Raw genomic sequence first — 16367 nt, forward strand, 5'->3', positions numbered from 1 at the left:
CAATGTGTTCAATAAACCGTGATCAACAAACTATGACAATGACGTGGTTGGATATGAAATAAAATTTCCATATCCAACATAGAATGGTTCGTTTTACCACCAGACAGGAAGTATCAAACCATATTGCAGGGACTACATCGCAAGAAGATTAATATTGACGAGTGTATTTCTCCACATACTGCCTGATGTTTTCAGCCGCCGTTGTAACGGCAAGGCGGTCTGCAACCTGTGCTGTTCCTGTTCTCCACCATGCTTCATAATCATGGGTCATGGTTTTTGGCAGCACTTTAATATCGATTAGGGTTGTGCGGGGCTGTGTTTTGGCATCCTGCAAAGCAGCAATCAGTTGCTGTTCGTTATGTACCCGGTAACTTTTGCAGCCATAACTTTCTGCGTTCTTAGCAAAATCTACCTGTACAAGTACGCCATCTAACTGACCACTTTGTTGATTACGATAGCGGTTTTCTGTCGCAAAACTCCCCATCCCCTGACTCATCTGCAAGTTATTAATACAACCAAAACCGGCATTATCGAACAACAACACGGTAATCTTGATGTTTTCCTGAATCGCTGTTTGTAATTCACTGTGTAACATCATATAAGATCCATCTCCAACCATTGCATAAACAGGTTGGTTCGGACAGGCAAGTTTTGCCCCTAGTGCTGCTGCTATTTCATACCCCATGCAGGAATAACCGTATTCAAGGTGATAAGTATCAGGCTCTTTAGACTGCCACAATCGCTGTAGATCTCCCGGCAAGGAACCTGCTGCTCCAACAATAATGGCATTAGGTTCCAGATGATGATCCATCAGGCCTAGTACCCGTGTTTGAGTTAGGTTAGTCTGCAATGTTTCACTGTATTCATTTAATTTATCATCCAGATGACCCGCAATTTCCGGTTTGTCCCCGACCTGATACTGTATGGAAAACAATCGTGACCGTTCTTGTTGCCAGGTTGCTTTTGCCTGCATAATTTCCTGTTGCCAGTCAGAACGCCATGCCGTTTTTACCAATGCCTGAGTAATCGCATTCAGCCCTTCCCTGGCATCAGCAATAACTGCAACCGCATCCAGCTTGCTGGCATCAAATTCTGCTACATTAATCGTAAGAAATTCAACTTGCGGATTTTGGAACAAAGACTTTGATGCAGTAGTAAAGTCAGTAAAACGTGTACCAACACCTATGATTAGATCAGCTTCTTTAGCGAGCAAATTTGCCGCCAGACAACCCGTTGTACCGATCCCGCCACAATTCAAGGGATGTGCTGCGACAATAGCACTTTTACCTGCCTGTGTTTCAGCAAATGGAATATTAAAAGTTTCAACAAACTGACGGAAAGCCACATGAGCATCGGAATAACGGACTCCGCCCCCGCAAACCAGCAACGGTCTTTTCTTACACTGGATGAGTTCTACGGCATCCTGAATACGGGGCAAAGTCGCAGGTCGGCGTTCAAGACGATGTACTCGTTTCTGGAAGAAGTAATCAGGGTAATTCCATACTTCTCCCTGCACATCCTGTGGTAAGCAGATGGTCACTGCACCTGTATCTGCCGGATCAGTTAATACTCGCGTAGCCTGGATCATGGCACTCATCAATTGTTCAGGTCTGGAAATGCGATCCCAATAGCGCGAAACAGGGCGAAAACAATCATTAGTGCTGATAGTGCCGTCACCATACTGTTCAACTTGCTGTAAAACCGGGTCAGGCTGACGACATGCAAAAGTATCTCCCGGTAATAATAGTAATGGGATACGGTTCGCTGTTGCTGTAGCGGCGGCTGTAACCATATTGGCCGCTCCCGGCCCGACAGAAGAAGTTACAGCAAAAACCTGTCGGCGTTTTTTCTGCTTGGCAAAACCGGTGGCAATATGCGCCATACCCTGTTCATTACACCCCTGATAAATTCTGAGATGCCCCGGTTCTTGCTCTAACGCCTGCCCTAATCCCACAACATTACCATGACCAAATATGGTGAAGACGCCACAAATAAAGGGAAATTCTTCCCCGTCAACATTGATATATTGCTGATTAAGAAATTTGACCAGAGCCTGAGCCATTGTCATCTTTTGTGTATTCGTTGCCTGTGCATGCGTTATTGATGTATTCATGATATTACTCCATCGTTGGCATGATAAAGCTGCTGTCATGGTGCTCCAGACGCACACTGGCCGGCCAGCGACTGGTTACTGTTTTCATCCGGGTATAGAAACGCACACCATCATTTCCATGCATATTCAGTGGGCCGAAAATGGAGCGCTTCCAGCCTCCGAAACTATGAAATGCCATCGGCACAGGAATAGGTATATTGACGCCAACCATGCCAGCCTGTACATCTTCACTGAACTGACGGGCAGTTTCTCCATCACGGGTAAAGATAGCAGCACCATTACCGTATTCATGCTGATTAATCAATCTCAGGGCTGTTGCATAATCCTGTACGCGAACAATGGACAATACTGGCCCGAATATCTCTTCCTGATAGATTTTCATATCTGGCGTGACATAATCAAATAGGGTAGGTCCAACGAAATAGCCGTTTTCATAATCAGGAACCCGATATTCACGCCCGTCCACCAGCAATTTCGCTCCCTGAGCTACGCCACTGTCAATGTAACTACAAATTTTAGCCTTATGTTGCTCAGAGATGACTGGCCCCATGTCATTTTCTCTGCCTTTGGTGACCCCTGCACCAATAGCCATTTTGTCAATTTGATTCTGAAGTCTTGCTACCAGCTCATCTGCAATTTCATCCCCAATCGCCAGAACAACAGACAATGCCATACAGCGCTCTCCTGCTGCGCCAAAGGCTGCCCCGATTATGGCGTTCGCAGCCATATCCATATCGGCATCCGGCATAAGAATGCTATGATTTTTCGCGCCCCCCAATGCCTGACAACGCTTGCCATGTGCGGATGCCGTGGTATAAACATATTCTGCAATCGGTGTCGAACCAACAAAACTTACCGCCTCAACATGAGGATCAGTCAGCAATACATCAACGGCTTCTTTATCTCCTTGTACAACATTAAATACCCCATCTGGCAAGCCAGCCTGCTGCAATAATTTAGCCAGTTCGATTGAGAGAGAAGGATCTTTTTCAGAAGGTTTCAGGACAAAAGTATTTCCCGTCGCTAATGCAATCGGAAACATCCACATCGAAACCATTGCCGGAAAATTAAATGGAGTAATTCCTGCACAAACGCCCAATGGCTGCATCAGGGAATGGCTATCAACTCCTGTGCCCACATTGGCAGAATGTTCTCCTTTCTGTAAATGGGGAATACCACAGGCAAATTCGACAACCTCAAGGCCACGAGCCAATTCCCCCACAGCATCAGAATAGATTTTTCCATGTTCTTCGGAAATCAGACAAGCCAGCCGATCCTGATTTTCTTCAAGTAATGACTTAAATTTGAACATGATCCTGGCTCTTTTCAATGGAGGAGTTTTAGACCATTCCTTAAAGGCCTGGTGAGCAGATCCAATAGCTGATTGAGTCTCTTGGGCTGTGCTCATGGCAACTTGACGAATTGCCTGTCCTGTCGCCGGGTTAGACACAAATGAAATGCGATCACTTTGACTACCAATGAGTTGCCCGCCAATAAAATTTTTAATCTGTTCCATTCTGAGCCTCTCTCAATACAATTATAAGGTTAACTATTTAAGATGAGTTGAATCATTATGAATTGAATCACGATGCTACAGATATATGAAATATATATTTCATTTTCAATCGGAATTAGAATACCATTTTATTAATGTGATCAACACGCTATTTCTGTGCAATTACATTCATTAGACAGTGGCAACTTGCGAACATCTTCGCCTGCATTTAACAGGCTTGCCTGACGATGAATGAATTATCCATTTCATTACACTTTATTAGGGAGGCATTATGTCTGCTGCGTCTAATTTGCATGAACTGCAAGAACAAGTTCGCTCGCGTTATGATGAGTTAAGTAAACGGTTACAGCAAGTTGCAAGGTATATTTTAGATAATACCAATAGCGTGGCTTTTGATACTGTTGCGGTTATCGCAAAAGAGGCCAATGTTCCACCTTCTACGCTTATTCGTTTTGCTAATGCTTTTGATTTCAGTGGGTTCAATGAAATGAAACAATTATTTCGTATGAATCTGGTAGAAGAAACCGCCAGTTATACAGATAGGGCCCGCCTATTTAAAGAGTTGGATGGCAATAAGCAGAAACCGGAAGATCCACAACATATTTTACAGGAATTTGCCCACTCTAATGCACAAGCCATTCAGCAACTTGCTGCCCGCACTCCTGTAGAGGATTTAAATAAGGCAGTAGATTTATTGGCGAATGCTCACAATATTTACATTATCGGGCTACGCCGATCTTTCAGCGTCGCGTCATATTTTACTTATGCTCTGAGCCATTTGGAGTGCCGTCCCTTGCTGGTGGATGGTTTGGGTGGAATGTTTCGTGAACAGATGAATATGATTGGCGCTGATGATGTTGTGGTATCCATCAGTTTTACACCGTATGCCGAAGAAACGGTAATGGTCAGTGAAAGAGCTGCACAGGCTGGAGCAAAGCAGATTGTGATTACTGACAGCCAGATCAGCCCACTGGCGAGTTTCAGTGACATCTGCTTTGTGGTGAAGGAGGCAAAAGTCGATGCGTTCCGTTCTCAATCAGCCACGCTATGTCTGATGCAATCATTAGCTGTTGCTTTAGCTTACAGGAAAGAAAATGCAGGATAAGTGATTTCTTTTAAGTTGCCGCTTTATTGGTGGCAACTTAAAAGATGAAGGATATAGGATATAGGGGACTACTATTATTATTATTTTGGATTCATTTAATGAGTTTTCAGCTACTTCCAAATTGAATGCTATATGAATATATTGATATAGGTTAGTATTCTTCGCATTCAGAAATAAATACACGCTGTGATAATAATAAATGATTTTAATAATAACCCTATTATTCATTCTCTGATCAGGAGCACTCCATGCCGGCAGCTATTTGGGTTCTAGCTTTAGCAACATTTGGGATCGCCACAACTGAATTTATTATCGCTGGTTTGCTTCCAGAAATTGCCATTGACTTTAGTGTATCAATCCCCACAGCAGGATATATGGTCACCAGTTATGCACTCGGTGTATTCATTGGGGCGCCTGTTTTAATTATTCTGGGTGGGCGCATAGAGAGAAAAAAGATGCTCGTTATGTTAATGGTATTATTCATTATAGGAAACACACTGACGACTTTATCCCCAACATTTTATCTGGCTATTATTGGTCGTATCGTTGCTTCACTGACTCACGGTGCTTTTATGGGAATAGGTGCGATTATTGCGGCAGAACTGGCGCCAAAAGATAAAAAGACAATCGCTATCGCATTTATGTTCAGTGGCATGACGCTCGCGAATTTGGTTGGTATACCTCTTGGTACATGGATAGGAAAAGCCATCTCCTGGCGGGTCACGTTTGCCATCATTACCATGATCGGCATTATCGCATTACTTGGTATCTTAAAATTATTGCCTAAATTCAATCAACAAGCTCCCGCCAGTATCAAAAAGGAGTTGTTAGTTTTTACCAATATTCACGTCCTGCTGGCTATGGGGATTACTGTTTTGGGGCCTGCTGCTTTTTTTACTTCTATTACTTATATTGCACCATTAATGACCAATGTTGCAGGATTACCTGAAAGTGCAATCACATGGATCCTTGTCGTATTAGGACTGGGATTCTTTTTTGGCAATATTGTTGGTGGAAAACTGGCAGATAAGGCCATGATGCCATTGCTATATTGGACTCTAGGGTTACACGCTTTAGTTTTGTTTATGTTCTGGCTCTCCGGTGACAATCCATTTATTGCCTGTTTGAGTGTCTTCCTTATGGCTGCACTTGGTTTTGCCACAGTATCACCCATTCAGCGTCTGGTGATGGATAAAGCCCAGGAAGCCGGTGCCCCTAATCTCGTTTCTTCTGTCAATATTGGATTTTTCAATTTGGGTAATGCCGTAGGAGCATGGTTAGGCGGGGTCATTATCGCAGCTAATTATAGTTATTCTACTCTCAATCTGGCTGGGGGTTTACTGGCTTCTATGGGATTATTACTGGCTGTCATTTCAGGTTTCCTCGCCCACAAGAAACGTCTACAAGGATATTAAGAAAATAGTTTCACTATATGTGATAAAAAATGTTTAAACTAAAATAAATATCATAAATAAAAAATTTGGAATATCACTCGTGTATTATTTTTGCTCCGGCATAGTTAACTCCAATATTGAATATGAGTTATTCCATAATAGTATAGAAAAGCTTTTGTATAAATATATTTTATGAACCATAAATAAAATATATAGGTTATGACAATTGGTTCAATTTCCCAAAAAACAGAGAAACCACCGCAATAAACTGCTCAGAAAATCACGACCAGTTTATTCCGGTGCTCTTTCTCTTATCATTAAAGTATCAATTAATTAATATATTAATACCCTTCTATCTTTACTGTTCTTCATTTTCATCGATATCGTCCTGAGAACGATTTCCGATAGAAATAAGCTCATCCAATAACCCTAAAAGTTGAGCTAATTTTTCTGGAGAGAAGGCAGCTTCAATTGCCTCATAACCTTCATCAACTTTTCCTTTTGCTTCTTCATACAATTCTTGACCCGCCGGAGTCAAAGAAACATATAATTTTCGTTGATCATTCATAGGCTTTAAACGAAAGATCAGACCATCACGCTCCATGCGAGTCAGAATACCCGTCAAGCTAGGACGTAAGATACAGGTAAGATTGGCCAAATCATGAAAATCAATCGAACGACTACTCGCCAGTACGCGAATAATGCGCCATTGCTGCTCAGTTAAATTATAACTCTTCAATATCGGACGGAAAAAACTCATCGCGGTTTCCCGAGCTTGAAGCAATGCTATTGTCAAGGATTCATGCATAATTAAAGGTGACTCTTAAAGTTAACCACGGGTAATTCTCTATAAGTTGAACGCGCACGCTACCGATTATAGACAACATTAACGGCAAAAAGACTAACATGCTCATAACTATCTACAAAGGGAAAAGAATTCAATATTAACAAATAAATAAAATTATTTTGCCATAGAAAGTTAACAAAAAGTTAAATGAAATACCAAATGACCTTGATAGATAATATAACGGCTTGATCTTTATGTGTTAAAAATAATCACCGACAGAATGTTGTTACACAGATCACAATTAAAATTAACAATTAACTTAACATATTGAACGTTATCAGAACTTGGTTTATTAATATATTAATAATTGTTCTTGCGATACGTATCTACGTCGCACAGCTTTCAAGGAGTTGTTAATGAAAGGCACCGTTTTTGCCGTCGCTCTCAACCACAATAGTCAGCTTGATTTTTGGCGCAAGGCATTTCACAAAGCCCCTTATAACACACCACCTCAAACTCCAATCTGGTTTATCAAACCTCACAACACGATTATCGCTTCCGGTGATATTATTCCTCATCCTATTGGAGAAACTGTACAAAGTGGCGCAACGCTGGCGCTATTTATCGGTACAGACAAGGCTGGCAAACCCGCCCGCAAAGTTTCCGTTAAAGACGCAGAGCAATACATTGCCGGTTATGCATTGGCAAATGAAGTCAGCTTGCCAGAAACATCATTTTATCGCCCTGCTATAAAAGCAAAATGCCGGGATGGCTTTTGCCCAATCGGCCTGATGATCAGTACAAGAAACGTGGATTCACTTGAGATCACAACCGAAATCAATGGTCAGGAAGTTGACCGTTGGTCAACAAAAGATCTGGTACGTTCGTCGTCAGAACTTTTGTCCGCATTAAGTGATTTTGCCACCTTGGAAGAAGGTGATGTCATTCTGCTGGGAACCCCACATCAGCGTGTTACTCTCCATCCCAATGATACCGTCACTATCAACGCTGATGGCTTCCCAACTTTACAAAACACCGTTGTATTGGCTGGAGGTCAAGCATGAGACACGCCAGAGTTCATTATCAAGGCCAGGTTCTTCATGTCACTGTTGATGAACAGGAAAATGTGTTGCTCCCTGATGGTAGCAAAGTCAACGAATTTGATGTCTTGTGGCTTCCCCCTGCCAATGGAACACTATTCGCATTGGGTCTTAATTACGCCGATCATGCAACCGAACTGGAATTTAAACCACCAGAAGAGCCTCTGGTATTTATCAAGGCAGCCAATAGTTTCACAGGCCATCGTCAAGTTTCTGTCCGCCCTGACAATGTGGAATATATGCATTATGAGGCAGAGTTAGTTGTCGTGATTGGTAAACCTGCTCACAAGGTTTCCAGAGCAGAGGCGATGAACTACGTTGCAGGCTATACCCTCTGTAACGATTACGCTATCCGGGATTATCTGGAAAATTATTATCGCCCTAATCTGCGCGTAAAAAGCCGCGATACATTAACTCCAATCGGCCCGTGGATTGTTGATAAAAATGAGATCGCCGATCCTCATAACCTCACCTTGAGTACTTGGGTCAATAGTGAGCTACGCCAGCGTGGTACAACCGCAGATTTGATCTTCGATATTCCCTTCCTGATCGCCTACTTAAGTGATTTTATGACATTGCAGCCGGGGGACATGATTGCGACAGGCACCCCTAAAGGGCTATCCGATGTCGTTCCCGGTGATGAAGTCATTGTGGAAATCGAAGGCATTGGACGTTTGGTAAATCAGATTGTCAGCCAGCAAGAATATGAGGAAAGTTTGTCATGACCATCATTAACCACTGGATTAACGGTAAGAACGTTAGCAGTAAAAGTTATTTTGAAACGACAAATCCTGCAACCGGAGAGGTATTGGCAGAAGTTGCTTCAGGAGGTAAAGAAGAGATTGATCAGGCAGTTGCCACCGCCAAAGAAGCTTTTCCTAAATGGGCTAATACTCCAATGAAAGAACGTGCACGCCTGATGCGCCGTTTAGGGGAGTTAATTGACCAGAATGTTCCTGATATTGCCGCAATGGAAACCAAGGATACCGGTCTGCCAATCCACCAGACACAAAATGTACTTATTCCACGCGCTTCCCACAATTTCGATTTCTTTGCTGAAATCTGTCAGCAGATGAACGGGCGAACTTATCCCGTTGATGACAAGATGCTCAATTATACATTGCTCCAACCTGTGGGCGTTTGTGCACTGATTTCCCCGTGGAATGTGCCTTTTATGACCGCTACATGGAAAGTCGCTCCTTGTCTGGCGCTGGGAAACACCGCAGTTTTGAAAATGTCCGAACTTTCGCCACTCACCGCCGACCGATTAGGTGAACTGGCGCTGGAAGCGGGTATTCCAGCAGGGGTGCTGAATGTGGTGCAGGGCTACGGCAATACGGCAGGGGATGCTCTGGTAAAACATCAGGGCGTTCGTGCTGTTTCTTTTACTGGTGGAACAGTAACTGGTCGCCTGATTATGCAGAATGCAGGGCTGAAAAAATATTCGATGGAGCTGGGCGGAAAATCTCCAGTGCTGATCTTTGAAGATGCCGATATTGAACGTGCATTAGATGCTGCTCTATTCACTATTTTTTCGCTTAATGGTGAACGTTGCACAGCAGGTTCCCGTATTTTTATTCAAGAAAGTATCTATCCTGAATTTGTTAAACGCTTTGCTGAACGTGCCAATCGGCTGCGTATCGGTGATCCGCAGGATCTAAATACACAAGTCGGCAGCCTGATTAGTCAACAACATTGGGAAAAGGTTTCCGGTTATATCCGCCTTGGCATTGAAGAAGGGGCAACCTTGCTGGCAGGAGGCCCGGATAAACCCACCGATCTGCCTGAGCACCTGAAAGACGGTCATTTCCTGCGTCCGACCGTATTAGCAGACGTAGATAACCGGATGCGTGTAGCGCAAGAAGAGATCTTCGGCCCTGTTGCTTGTCTGTTGCCATTCAAGAGTGAAGAAGATGGGCTGCGCATGGCCAATGACGTGGAATACGGTTTGGCATCTTATATCTGGACACAGGATGTGAGCAAAGTCCTGCGATTGGCCCATGGGATTGAAGCTGGCATGGTATTCGTCAATTCTCAGAATGTACGCGATCTGCGCCAGCCATTTGGTGGCGTGAAAGCCTCAGGTGTAGGACGTGAAGGTGGCGAATACAGTTTTGAAGTTTTTGCTGAAGTGAAAAATGTTTGTATTTCAATGGGAAATCATTCGATTCCTCGCTGGGGGCTTTGATTCAGAATTGGAAGCTTTAACCCGGACTGAGGTTTTTGACACGGGAAAAGTGTCATCAATTCCAGCGTTAACCGCGTTTCACCATCCTGATATTAAGTGAGGATTTATGGGCAAGTTAGCGTTAGCAGCAAAAATTACACATGTACCTTCTATGTACTTGTCCGAATTGCCGGGCAAACATCACGGTTGCAGACAGAGTGCAATTGACGGGCATAAAGAAATCAGCCGACGTTGCCGAGAGTTGGGTGTTGATACCATCATTGTGTTCGATACCCATTGGTTGGTAAACAGTGCCTATCATATTAACTGCGCAGAGCATTTCTCCGGTATCTATACCAGTAACGAATTGCCGCACTTTATTCGTGATATGAGTTACGAGTATGACGGTAACCCCGAACTGGGTCGAATTATCGCAGAAGAAGCCCGTAGAATGGGCGTTCGCGCGCAATCACATGAAATCCCAAGTTTGAAACTGGAATATGGCACATTGGTTCCAATGCGCTATATGAACAGTGACCGCCATTTCAAAGTGATTTCGATTTCTGCTTTTTGTACCGTTCATGCTTTTGAAGACAGCCGTAAATTAGGTGTGGCTATTTTACGAGCGATTGAAAAATATGATGGTACAGTCGCAGTTCTGGCAAGTGGCTCGTTGTCTCACAGCTTCATTGACGATCAACGTGCTGAAGAAGGAATGAACAGTTATACCCGTGAGTTTGATGAGCAAATGGATCGCCGGGTTGTGGAACTCTGGAAGGAAGGCAAGTTCAAGGAATTCTGCAAAATGCTGCCTGAATATGCCCACTATTGCCGTGGTGAAGGCAATATGCACGATACCGTCATGTTACTTGGGTTGCTTGGCTGGGATAAATACGATGGTAAGGTCGAGTTTCTTACTGAATTATTTGCCAGCTCAGGGACAGGACAGGTGAATGCCGTTTTCCCGTTACCCGATTTTGTTCATCGGACAACTATCGTCTGACAGGAGTTAACTATGCCACATTTTTACGCTGAATGTACCGAGAATATTCGCAAAGAAGCCAACTTACCGGAACTGTTTGCCAAAGTAAATCAGTCGCTTGCAGATTCGGGCATTTTCCCTCTGGGGGGTATCCGCAGCCGGGCAATTTGGTTGGATACATGGCAAATGGCGGATGGCAAACAGGATTATGCCTTTGTTCACATGACACTAAAAATTGGTGCAGGACGCAGCCTTGAAGATCGCCAGAAAGTCGGGGAGAGGCTTTTTTCGCTCATCAAAACCCATTTTGCTGATTTAATGGCACAGCGTTATCTTGGTCTCTCTTTCACGATAGAAGAACTTGATCCGATACTGAATTATAAATCCAATAACGTTCATAAGCTGTTTAAGGCAAACGATCAGACATTATGAACAGCATGACTTAAGATTAATTCATTCAGAAAATCCAGTTCATCTTTTTGTTAAATAGTTTGTTAAATAGAGAGAAAGGAGAGAAAACCATGCCAAACTATTTCGATACTTTAATATCTAATACCTTATTATTGCGTCAACAAGCTTATATTAATGGGCAGTGGGTTGATGCGGATAATCAAACAACCTTTGCGGTTACCAACCCTGCTAATGGTGACATCATCGCCAATGTTAGTGATATGGGAGTAGCAGAGACTCATCGCGCTATTGAAGCAGCTCAAAACGCACTTCCTGCATGGCGGGCTTTAACAGCTAAACAGCGTAGTCAAATACTCAAGCAGTGGTTCAATCTGATTATGGATAACCAGAAGACTCTGGCCGAGTTGTTGAGTATGGAGCAAGGAAAAACTCATGCTGAAGCGATGGGAGAAATAGCTTATGGTGCCAGTTTTATCGAATGGTTTGCAGAAGAAGGTAAGCGGATTTATGGGGAGACTATCCCCTCCCCGATGCCAGGACGTCGTCTTTCTACCATCAAGCAACCTATCGGAGTCGTCGCGGCTATTACACCGTGGAATTTCCCCAATGCTATGATCACCCGTAAAGCCGGTCCGGCACTGGCAGCAGGTTGTACTATTGTATTGAAACCTGCCGCAGAAACTCCACTTTCTGCACTGGCACTGGCTGCACTGGCAGAGGAAGCGGGTGTTCCGGCTGGTGTTTTTAACATTGTCACGGGGATGGATGCCAAAGCCATTGGCGAAGTTCTGACGTCGAGTCCTATCGTGCGCAAACTCTCTTTCACGGGTTCCACTCGTGTAGGTAAATTACTGATGGCACAAAGTGCCGATACGGTGAAAAAACTCTCTCTTGAATTAGGTGGTAATGCACCTTTCATTGTCTTTGATGATGCCGATTTGGATGCTGCAGTAGAAGGTGCCATGATTACAAAATTCCGTAATAGCGGGCAGACCTGTATCTGTGCCAACCGGATTTTAGTGCAGGAAAGTATTTATGAGGCATTTGCTGAACGTCTGACTCAGGCAGTTAAACAACTACGGGTCGGGCCGGCTAATGACAGCACATCACAACAAGGGCCTCTGATTAATCAGGCAGCGGTCGATAAAGTACAAGCTCATGTTAATGATGCTGTTTCCCGTGGTGCACGACTCCTTACTGGTGGTCAATCACACAAACTGGGTGGACTGTTCTTCGAGCCAACTGTGCTGGCTGATGTTGACGAAACAATGCTAATCACCCATGAAGAAACATTCGGCCCTTTGGCTGCCCTATTCAAATTCCGTAATGAAGAAGAAGCAATCCGCCTTGCCAACAATACGGAATTTGGCCTGGCCGCTTACTTTTACTCCCGCGATCTTGGCAGGATCTACCGAGTGGCTGAAGCTCTGGAGAGCGGTATGGTGGGTATTAATGAAGGTTTGATTTCTAACGAAGTGGTGCCATTCGGAGGCATAAAACAGTCTGGTTTGGGACGTGAAGGTTCACGTTACGGTATAGAAGACTATCTGGAAGTGAAATACCTCTGTTTCGGAGGGTTATAAACCCAAGGAGTTTAACATACTATGCTACAACAAGAAGTCGTATCACAGGTTGCGCGCCGTTTATACCAGGCAGAAAAAGACCGTAAGCAGATCCGACAAATTTCATTGGATTATCCAGAAATAACCATTGAGGATGCGTATGCCATTCAACGTGAATGGGTCGGTATGAAAATTGCGGAAGGCCGGGTGTTGAAGGGGCATAAAATCGGTCTGACTTCCAAAGCCATGCAGGCCAGTTCGCAAATTGATGAACCGGATTATGGCGCACTGCTGGATGATATGTTTTTTCAGGTAGGCAGTGATATTCCCTGCGACCGTTTTATTGTGCCGCGTATTGAGGTCGAGCTGGCATTTGTGCTGGCAAAACCACTGCTCGGCCCAAACTGTACGTTGTTTGATGTTTACAATGCGACAGATTACGTTATTCCGACGTTAGAATTGATCGATGCCCGCTGTCACAACATTGATCCCGAAACCCAGCGTCCGCGCAAAGTGCTGGATACGATTTCTGATAATGCAGCCAATGGTGGCGTCATTATGGGTGGGCGTCCTATCAAACCCGATGAACTGGATTTGCGATGGGTCAGCGCCCTACTCTATCGCAATGGTATCGTTGAGGAATCCGGTGTTGCTGCGGCGGTTCTTGATCATCCTGCCAATGGAGTCGCATGGCTGGCTAATAAACTGGCTTCGCATGGTGCTCAACTTGAAGCTGGTCAAATCATTCTTAGTGGCTCTTTCACCCGTCCCGTCCCTGCTCGTAAGGGTGATACATTTCATGTGGATTATGGCGTACTAGGTTCTGTCAGTTGCCACTTTGTTTAAGAATTTAAGGTGCACATATGGATCAGCTAACAAATAGATTTAAGCAAGCCCTGAAATCAGGGCAGCCACAAATTGGTTTATGGCTTGGGCTTTGCAGTTCATACAGCGCCGAAATTCTGGCAAGTGCAGGTTTTGATTGGTTATTGATTGATGGAGAACACGCCCCTAATGATATTCCTTCAATTCTGAGTCAGCTACAAGCAATAGCTCCTTATCCAAGCCAGCCTATTGTCCGTCCACCGTGGAACGATCCCGTCATTATTAAACAGCTACTGGATATCGGTACTCAAACATTGCTGGTGCCAATGGTTCAGAATGCTGAACAAGCACGCGAAGCAGTACGGGCAACCCGCTATCCTCCTGAAGGCATTCGTGGTGTAGGCAGTGCGCTGGCAAGAGCTTCACGCTGGAACCTCATTTCCAATTATTTGGCTCGCGCCAATGAAGAAATGTGTGTCTTGGTTCAGGTGGAAACGCGTGAGGCTTTGAATAATTTAGCTGAGATCCTGGCAGTCGATGGTGTCGATGGCGTATTTATCGGCCCGGCCGATCTCAGTGCAGATATGGGATATCCTGGCAATCTCCAACATCCTGACGTTAAGGCAGCGATTGAACAAACTATTACCCAAATCACCGCCGCAGGCAAAGCAGCGGGGATTCTGATGACCAATATTGAAACTGCGGAACATTATCTGAAGCTTGGGGTGCAGTTTATTGCTGTCGGTGTTGATATCACACTGCTGACAGGAGCAGTCAGCTCATTAGCGGCCCACTTTGGCAAGGAACAGCAAAATTTCACATCACCTGCAAACAGTATTTATTAAATTCTGGGTCTTTCTGCCAAGCCAGAATTGTGTTTTCTATATTCAATAAATTCAACATGCAGGGTATACCCGGCAGATGCTAATCGCAGCATCTGCCATCACGGTTATCGTTCCTTCTATATCTATAAAAATAACTAATTATAAAAAAGGTAACAACCATGAGCAGTTCACCTGAAGCCATAGCAAAATCCGATAATCCGGCTTACCCACATAAACAACTTACCGCCCAACAACAAAACGTTATCAATAAATTATTTCGCCGTCTGATCTTGTTTTTATTTATCCTGTTTATATTTTCTTTTCTGGATCGTATTAATATTGGCTTTGCCGGTTTAACGATGGGAAAAGATCTTGGCCTTACATCTACCATGTTCGGGCTGGCTGCTACACTGTTTTACGTTACTTACGTGGCCTTTGGAATTCCTAGCAATATCATGCTGAGCATCGTAGGTGCCAGGCGCTGGATTGCCACAATTATGGTTCTGTGGGGTATTGCCTCTACTGCCACAATGTTTGCCACCGGCCCTACCAGTTTGTATATCCTGCGTATGCTGGTAGGTATTGCGGAAGCTGGCTTTCTGCCGGGTATTCTGGTCTATCTGACCTATTGGTTCCCCGCCTATTATCGCGCCCGCGCTAATGCCCTGTTTATGATCGCAATGCCCGTTACGATGGCATTTGGTTCACTGGCATCCGGTTATATTCTGGGAATGGATGGAATTTGGGATCTGCGTGGCTGGCAGTGGCTATTTTTTCTGGAAGGATTTCCCTCTGTTTTACTCGGCATTGTTGTCTGGTTTTATCTGGATGATTCACCGGAAAAAGCCAACTGGCTGACAAACGAGGATAAAAAATGCCTTCAGGAAATGATAGAGAACGATGGAATTTCTTTGGCCCAGGTTGAGAATTCACAAACAAAAACCAGCCTGTGGCGTGAAGTTTTTACCCCGATTGTCCTGATGTACACCTTCGCTTATTTTTGTCTGACCAATACCCTGAGCGCCATTAATATCTGGACGCCACAAATTATGCAGAGTTTCAATCAGGAAAGCAGTCATATAGTTATTGGCCTGCTAACGGCTATTCCGCAATTCTGTACCATTTTGGGTATGATTTATTGGAGTCGCCGTTCCGATCGCCTGCAAGAACGTAAAATGCACACGGTACTTCCCTATCTGTTTGCCGCCTTAGGTTGGATCCTGGCTTCACTGACAAACAACAGCCTGGTGCAGCTTTTGGGTATCATCATGGCATCAACCGGCTCTTTTACTGCCATAGCGGTATTTTGGACAACCCCCGATCAATCCATCAGCCTGCGTGCGCGTGCTATCGGGATCGCCGTGATCAATGCCACCGGAAATGTGGGTTCTGCTGTTAGTCCATTGTTGATCGGATGGCTGAAAGATCAGACCGGCAGTTTTGGTTCTGGACTCTATTTTGTTGCTGTGTTACTCATTATCGGAGCTCTAATGATCTTGTTGATCCCAATGAAAAAGTCGAAACCACAGGCAATATCATCGCCCTATCAACCACGTTCCTGATGACAATCTCAATAAGGGA

At 44.3% G+C, this 16367-nt stretch carries 14 protein-coding genes; 11 read left to right on the plus strand and 3 right to left on the minus strand.

Annotated features, from left to right (window positions below; genetic code table 11):
• Nucleotides 1-148: 148 nt before the first annotated feature.
• Nucleotides 149-2113 carry a 3D-(3,5/4)-trihydroxycyclohexane-1,2-dione acylhydrolase (decyclizing) gene (iolD, locus tag AAC852_RS12545; protein WP_340621323.1) on the minus strand — a complete coding sequence of 655 codons (1965 nt, stop codon included), beginning with the start codon at nt 2111-2113 and terminating at the stop codon, nt 149-151.
• A 4-nt stretch (nt 2114-2117) separates the two neighbouring features.
• On the minus strand, nt 2118-3629 hold the full coding sequence (locus tag AAC852_RS12550) for a CoA-acylating methylmalonate-semialdehyde dehydrogenase (RefSeq protein ID WP_340621324.1): 1512 nt from the start codon (nt 3627-3629) through the stop codon (nt 2118-2120).
• A gap of 271 nt (nt 3630-3900) precedes the next feature.
• Here AAC852_RS12550 and AAC852_RS12555 point away from each other — a divergent pair, with 271 nt between their 5' ends.
• On the plus strand, nt 3901-4734 hold the full coding sequence (locus tag AAC852_RS12555; RefSeq protein WP_340621325.1) for a MurR/RpiR family transcriptional regulator: 834 nt from the start codon (nt 3901-3903) through the stop codon (nt 4732-4734).
• A 248-nt stretch (nt 4735-4982) separates the two neighbouring features.
• Nucleotides 4983-6149 carry an MFS transporter gene (locus AAC852_RS12560; protein WP_340621326.1) on the plus strand — a complete coding sequence of 389 codons (1167 nt, stop codon included), beginning with the start codon at nt 4983-4985 and terminating at the stop codon, nt 6147-6149.
• A 337-nt stretch (nt 6150-6486) separates the two neighbouring features.
• On the opposite strand, the gene hpaR is transcribed toward AAC852_RS12560, so the two are convergent.
• Nucleotides 6487-6936 carry a homoprotocatechuate degradation operon regulator HpaR gene (hpaR, locus tag AAC852_RS12565; RefSeq protein WP_047679839.1) on the minus strand — a complete coding sequence of 150 codons (450 nt, stop codon included), beginning with the start codon at nt 6934-6936 and terminating at the stop codon, nt 6487-6489.
• Between the two features lie 395 nt (nt 6937-7331).
• Between hpaR and AAC852_RS12570 the strand changes: the two genes are divergently transcribed.
• The 9 genes from AAC852_RS12570 to hpaX all read left to right on the plus strand — a co-directional run bounded on the left by AAC852_RS12570 (nt 7332) and on the right by hpaX (nt 16348).
• Entirely contained in the window at nt 7332-7979 is a 648-nt protein-coding gene (locus AAC852_RS12570) for a fumarylacetoacetate hydrolase family protein (RefSeq protein WP_340621327.1), read from the plus strand.
• Nucleotides 7976-8740: a fumarylacetoacetate hydrolase family protein gene (locus tag AAC852_RS12575; protein WP_340621328.1), complete on the plus strand. Its 765-nt coding sequence runs from the start codon at nt 7976-7978 to the stop codon at nt 8738-8740. The genes AAC852_RS12570 and AAC852_RS12575 overlap by 4 nt, the downstream gene beginning before the upstream one ends.
• Entirely contained in the window at nt 8737-10203 is a 1467-nt protein-coding gene (hpaE, locus tag AAC852_RS12580) for a 5-carboxymethyl-2-hydroxymuconate semialdehyde dehydrogenase (protein WP_340621329.1), read from the plus strand. The genes AAC852_RS12575 and hpaE overlap by 4 nt, the downstream gene beginning before the upstream one ends.
• A gap of 106 nt (nt 10204-10309) precedes the next feature.
• Entirely contained in the window at nt 10310-11185 is an 876-nt protein-coding gene (hpaD, locus tag AAC852_RS12585; protein ID WP_340621330.1) for a 3,4-dihydroxyphenylacetate 2,3-dioxygenase, read from the plus strand.
• Between the two features lie 12 nt (nt 11186-11197).
• The gene (locus tag AAC852_RS12590) at nt 11198-11596 is read left to right on the plus strand and encodes a 5-carboxymethyl-2-hydroxymuconate Delta-isomerase (protein ID WP_340621331.1); all 399 of its coding nucleotides are present in this window, start codon (nt 11198-11200) and stop codon (nt 11594-11596) included.
• Nucleotides 11597-11685: 89 nt separating this feature from the next.
• Complete coding sequence (locus AAC852_RS12595; RefSeq protein ID WP_340621332.1) at nt 11686-13158, plus strand: NAD-dependent succinate-semialdehyde dehydrogenase; 1473 nt, start codon at nt 11686-11688, stop codon at nt 13156-13158.
• Nucleotides 13159-13179: 21 nt separating this feature from the next.
• Complete coding sequence (gene hpaH / locus AAC852_RS12600) at nt 13180-13983, plus strand: 2-oxo-hept-4-ene-1,7-dioate hydratase (protein ID WP_340621333.1); 804 nt, start codon at nt 13180-13182, stop codon at nt 13981-13983.
• A 17-nt stretch (nt 13984-14000) separates the two neighbouring features.
• A complete protein-coding gene (hpaI, locus tag AAC852_RS12605) occupies nt 14001-14807 on the plus strand; it encodes a 4-hydroxy-2-oxoheptanedioate aldolase (RefSeq protein ID WP_340621334.1) in 807 nt (268 codons plus the stop codon).
• 158 nt (nt 14808-14965) lie between these two features.
• On the plus strand, nt 14966-16348 hold the full coding sequence (gene hpaX, locus AAC852_RS12610) for a 4-hydroxyphenylacetate permease (RefSeq protein ID WP_340621335.1): 1383 nt from the start codon (nt 14966-14968) through the stop codon (nt 16346-16348).
• Nucleotides 16349-16367 lie beyond the last annotated feature (19 nt).

It is taken from the genome of Xenorhabdus siamensis (assembly GCF_037996745.1).
Taxonomy (GTDB): Bacteria; Pseudomonadota; Gammaproteobacteria; order Enterobacterales; family Enterobacteriaceae; genus Xenorhabdus; species Xenorhabdus indica.

Excerpts from the sequence above, each read along its gene's own strand:
- iolD (WP_340621323.1), bottom strand. The coding sequence starts at position 2,113 with ATGAATACATCAATAACGCATGCACAGGCAACGAATACACAAAAGATG.
- AAC852_RS12550 (WP_340621324.1), bottom strand. The coding sequence starts at position 3,629 with ATGGAACAGATTAAAAATTTTATTGGCGGGCAACTCATTGGTAGTCAA.
- AAC852_RS12555 (WP_340621325.1), top strand. The coding sequence starts at position 3,901 with ATGTCTGCTGCGTCTAATTTGCATGAACTGCAAGAACAAGTTCGCTCG.
- AAC852_RS12560 (WP_340621326.1), top strand. The coding sequence starts at position 4,983 with ATGCCGGCAGCTATTTGGGTTCTAGCTTTAGCAACATTTGGGATCGCC.
- hpaR (WP_047679839.1), bottom strand. The coding sequence starts at position 6,936 with ATGCATGAATCCTTGACAATAGCATTGCTTCAAGCTCGGGAAACCGCG.
- AAC852_RS12570 (WP_340621327.1), top strand. The coding sequence starts at position 7,332 with ATGAAAGGCACCGTTTTTGCCGTCGCTCTCAACCACAATAGTCAGCTT.
- AAC852_RS12575 (WP_340621328.1), top strand. The coding sequence starts at position 7,976 with ATGAGACACGCCAGAGTTCATTATCAAGGCCAGGTTCTTCATGTCACT.
- hpaE (WP_340621329.1), top strand. The coding sequence starts at position 8,737 with ATGACCATCATTAACCACTGGATTAACGGTAAGAACGTTAGCAGTAAA.
- hpaD (WP_340621330.1), top strand. The coding sequence starts at position 10,310 with ATGGGCAAGTTAGCGTTAGCAGCAAAAATTACACATGTACCTTCTATG.
- AAC852_RS12590 (WP_340621331.1), top strand. The coding sequence starts at position 11,198 with ATGCCACATTTTTACGCTGAATGTACCGAGAATATTCGCAAAGAAGCC.
- AAC852_RS12595 (WP_340621332.1), top strand. The coding sequence starts at position 11,686 with ATGCCAAACTATTTCGATACTTTAATATCTAATACCTTATTATTGCGT.
- hpaH (WP_340621333.1), top strand. The coding sequence starts at position 13,180 with ATGCTACAACAAGAAGTCGTATCACAGGTTGCGCGCCGTTTATACCAG.
- hpaI (WP_340621334.1), top strand. The coding sequence starts at position 14,001 with ATGGATCAGCTAACAAATAGATTTAAGCAAGCCCTGAAATCAGGGCAG.
- hpaX (WP_340621335.1), top strand. The coding sequence starts at position 14,966 with ATGAGCAGTTCACCTGAAGCCATAGCAAAATCCGATAATCCGGCTTAC.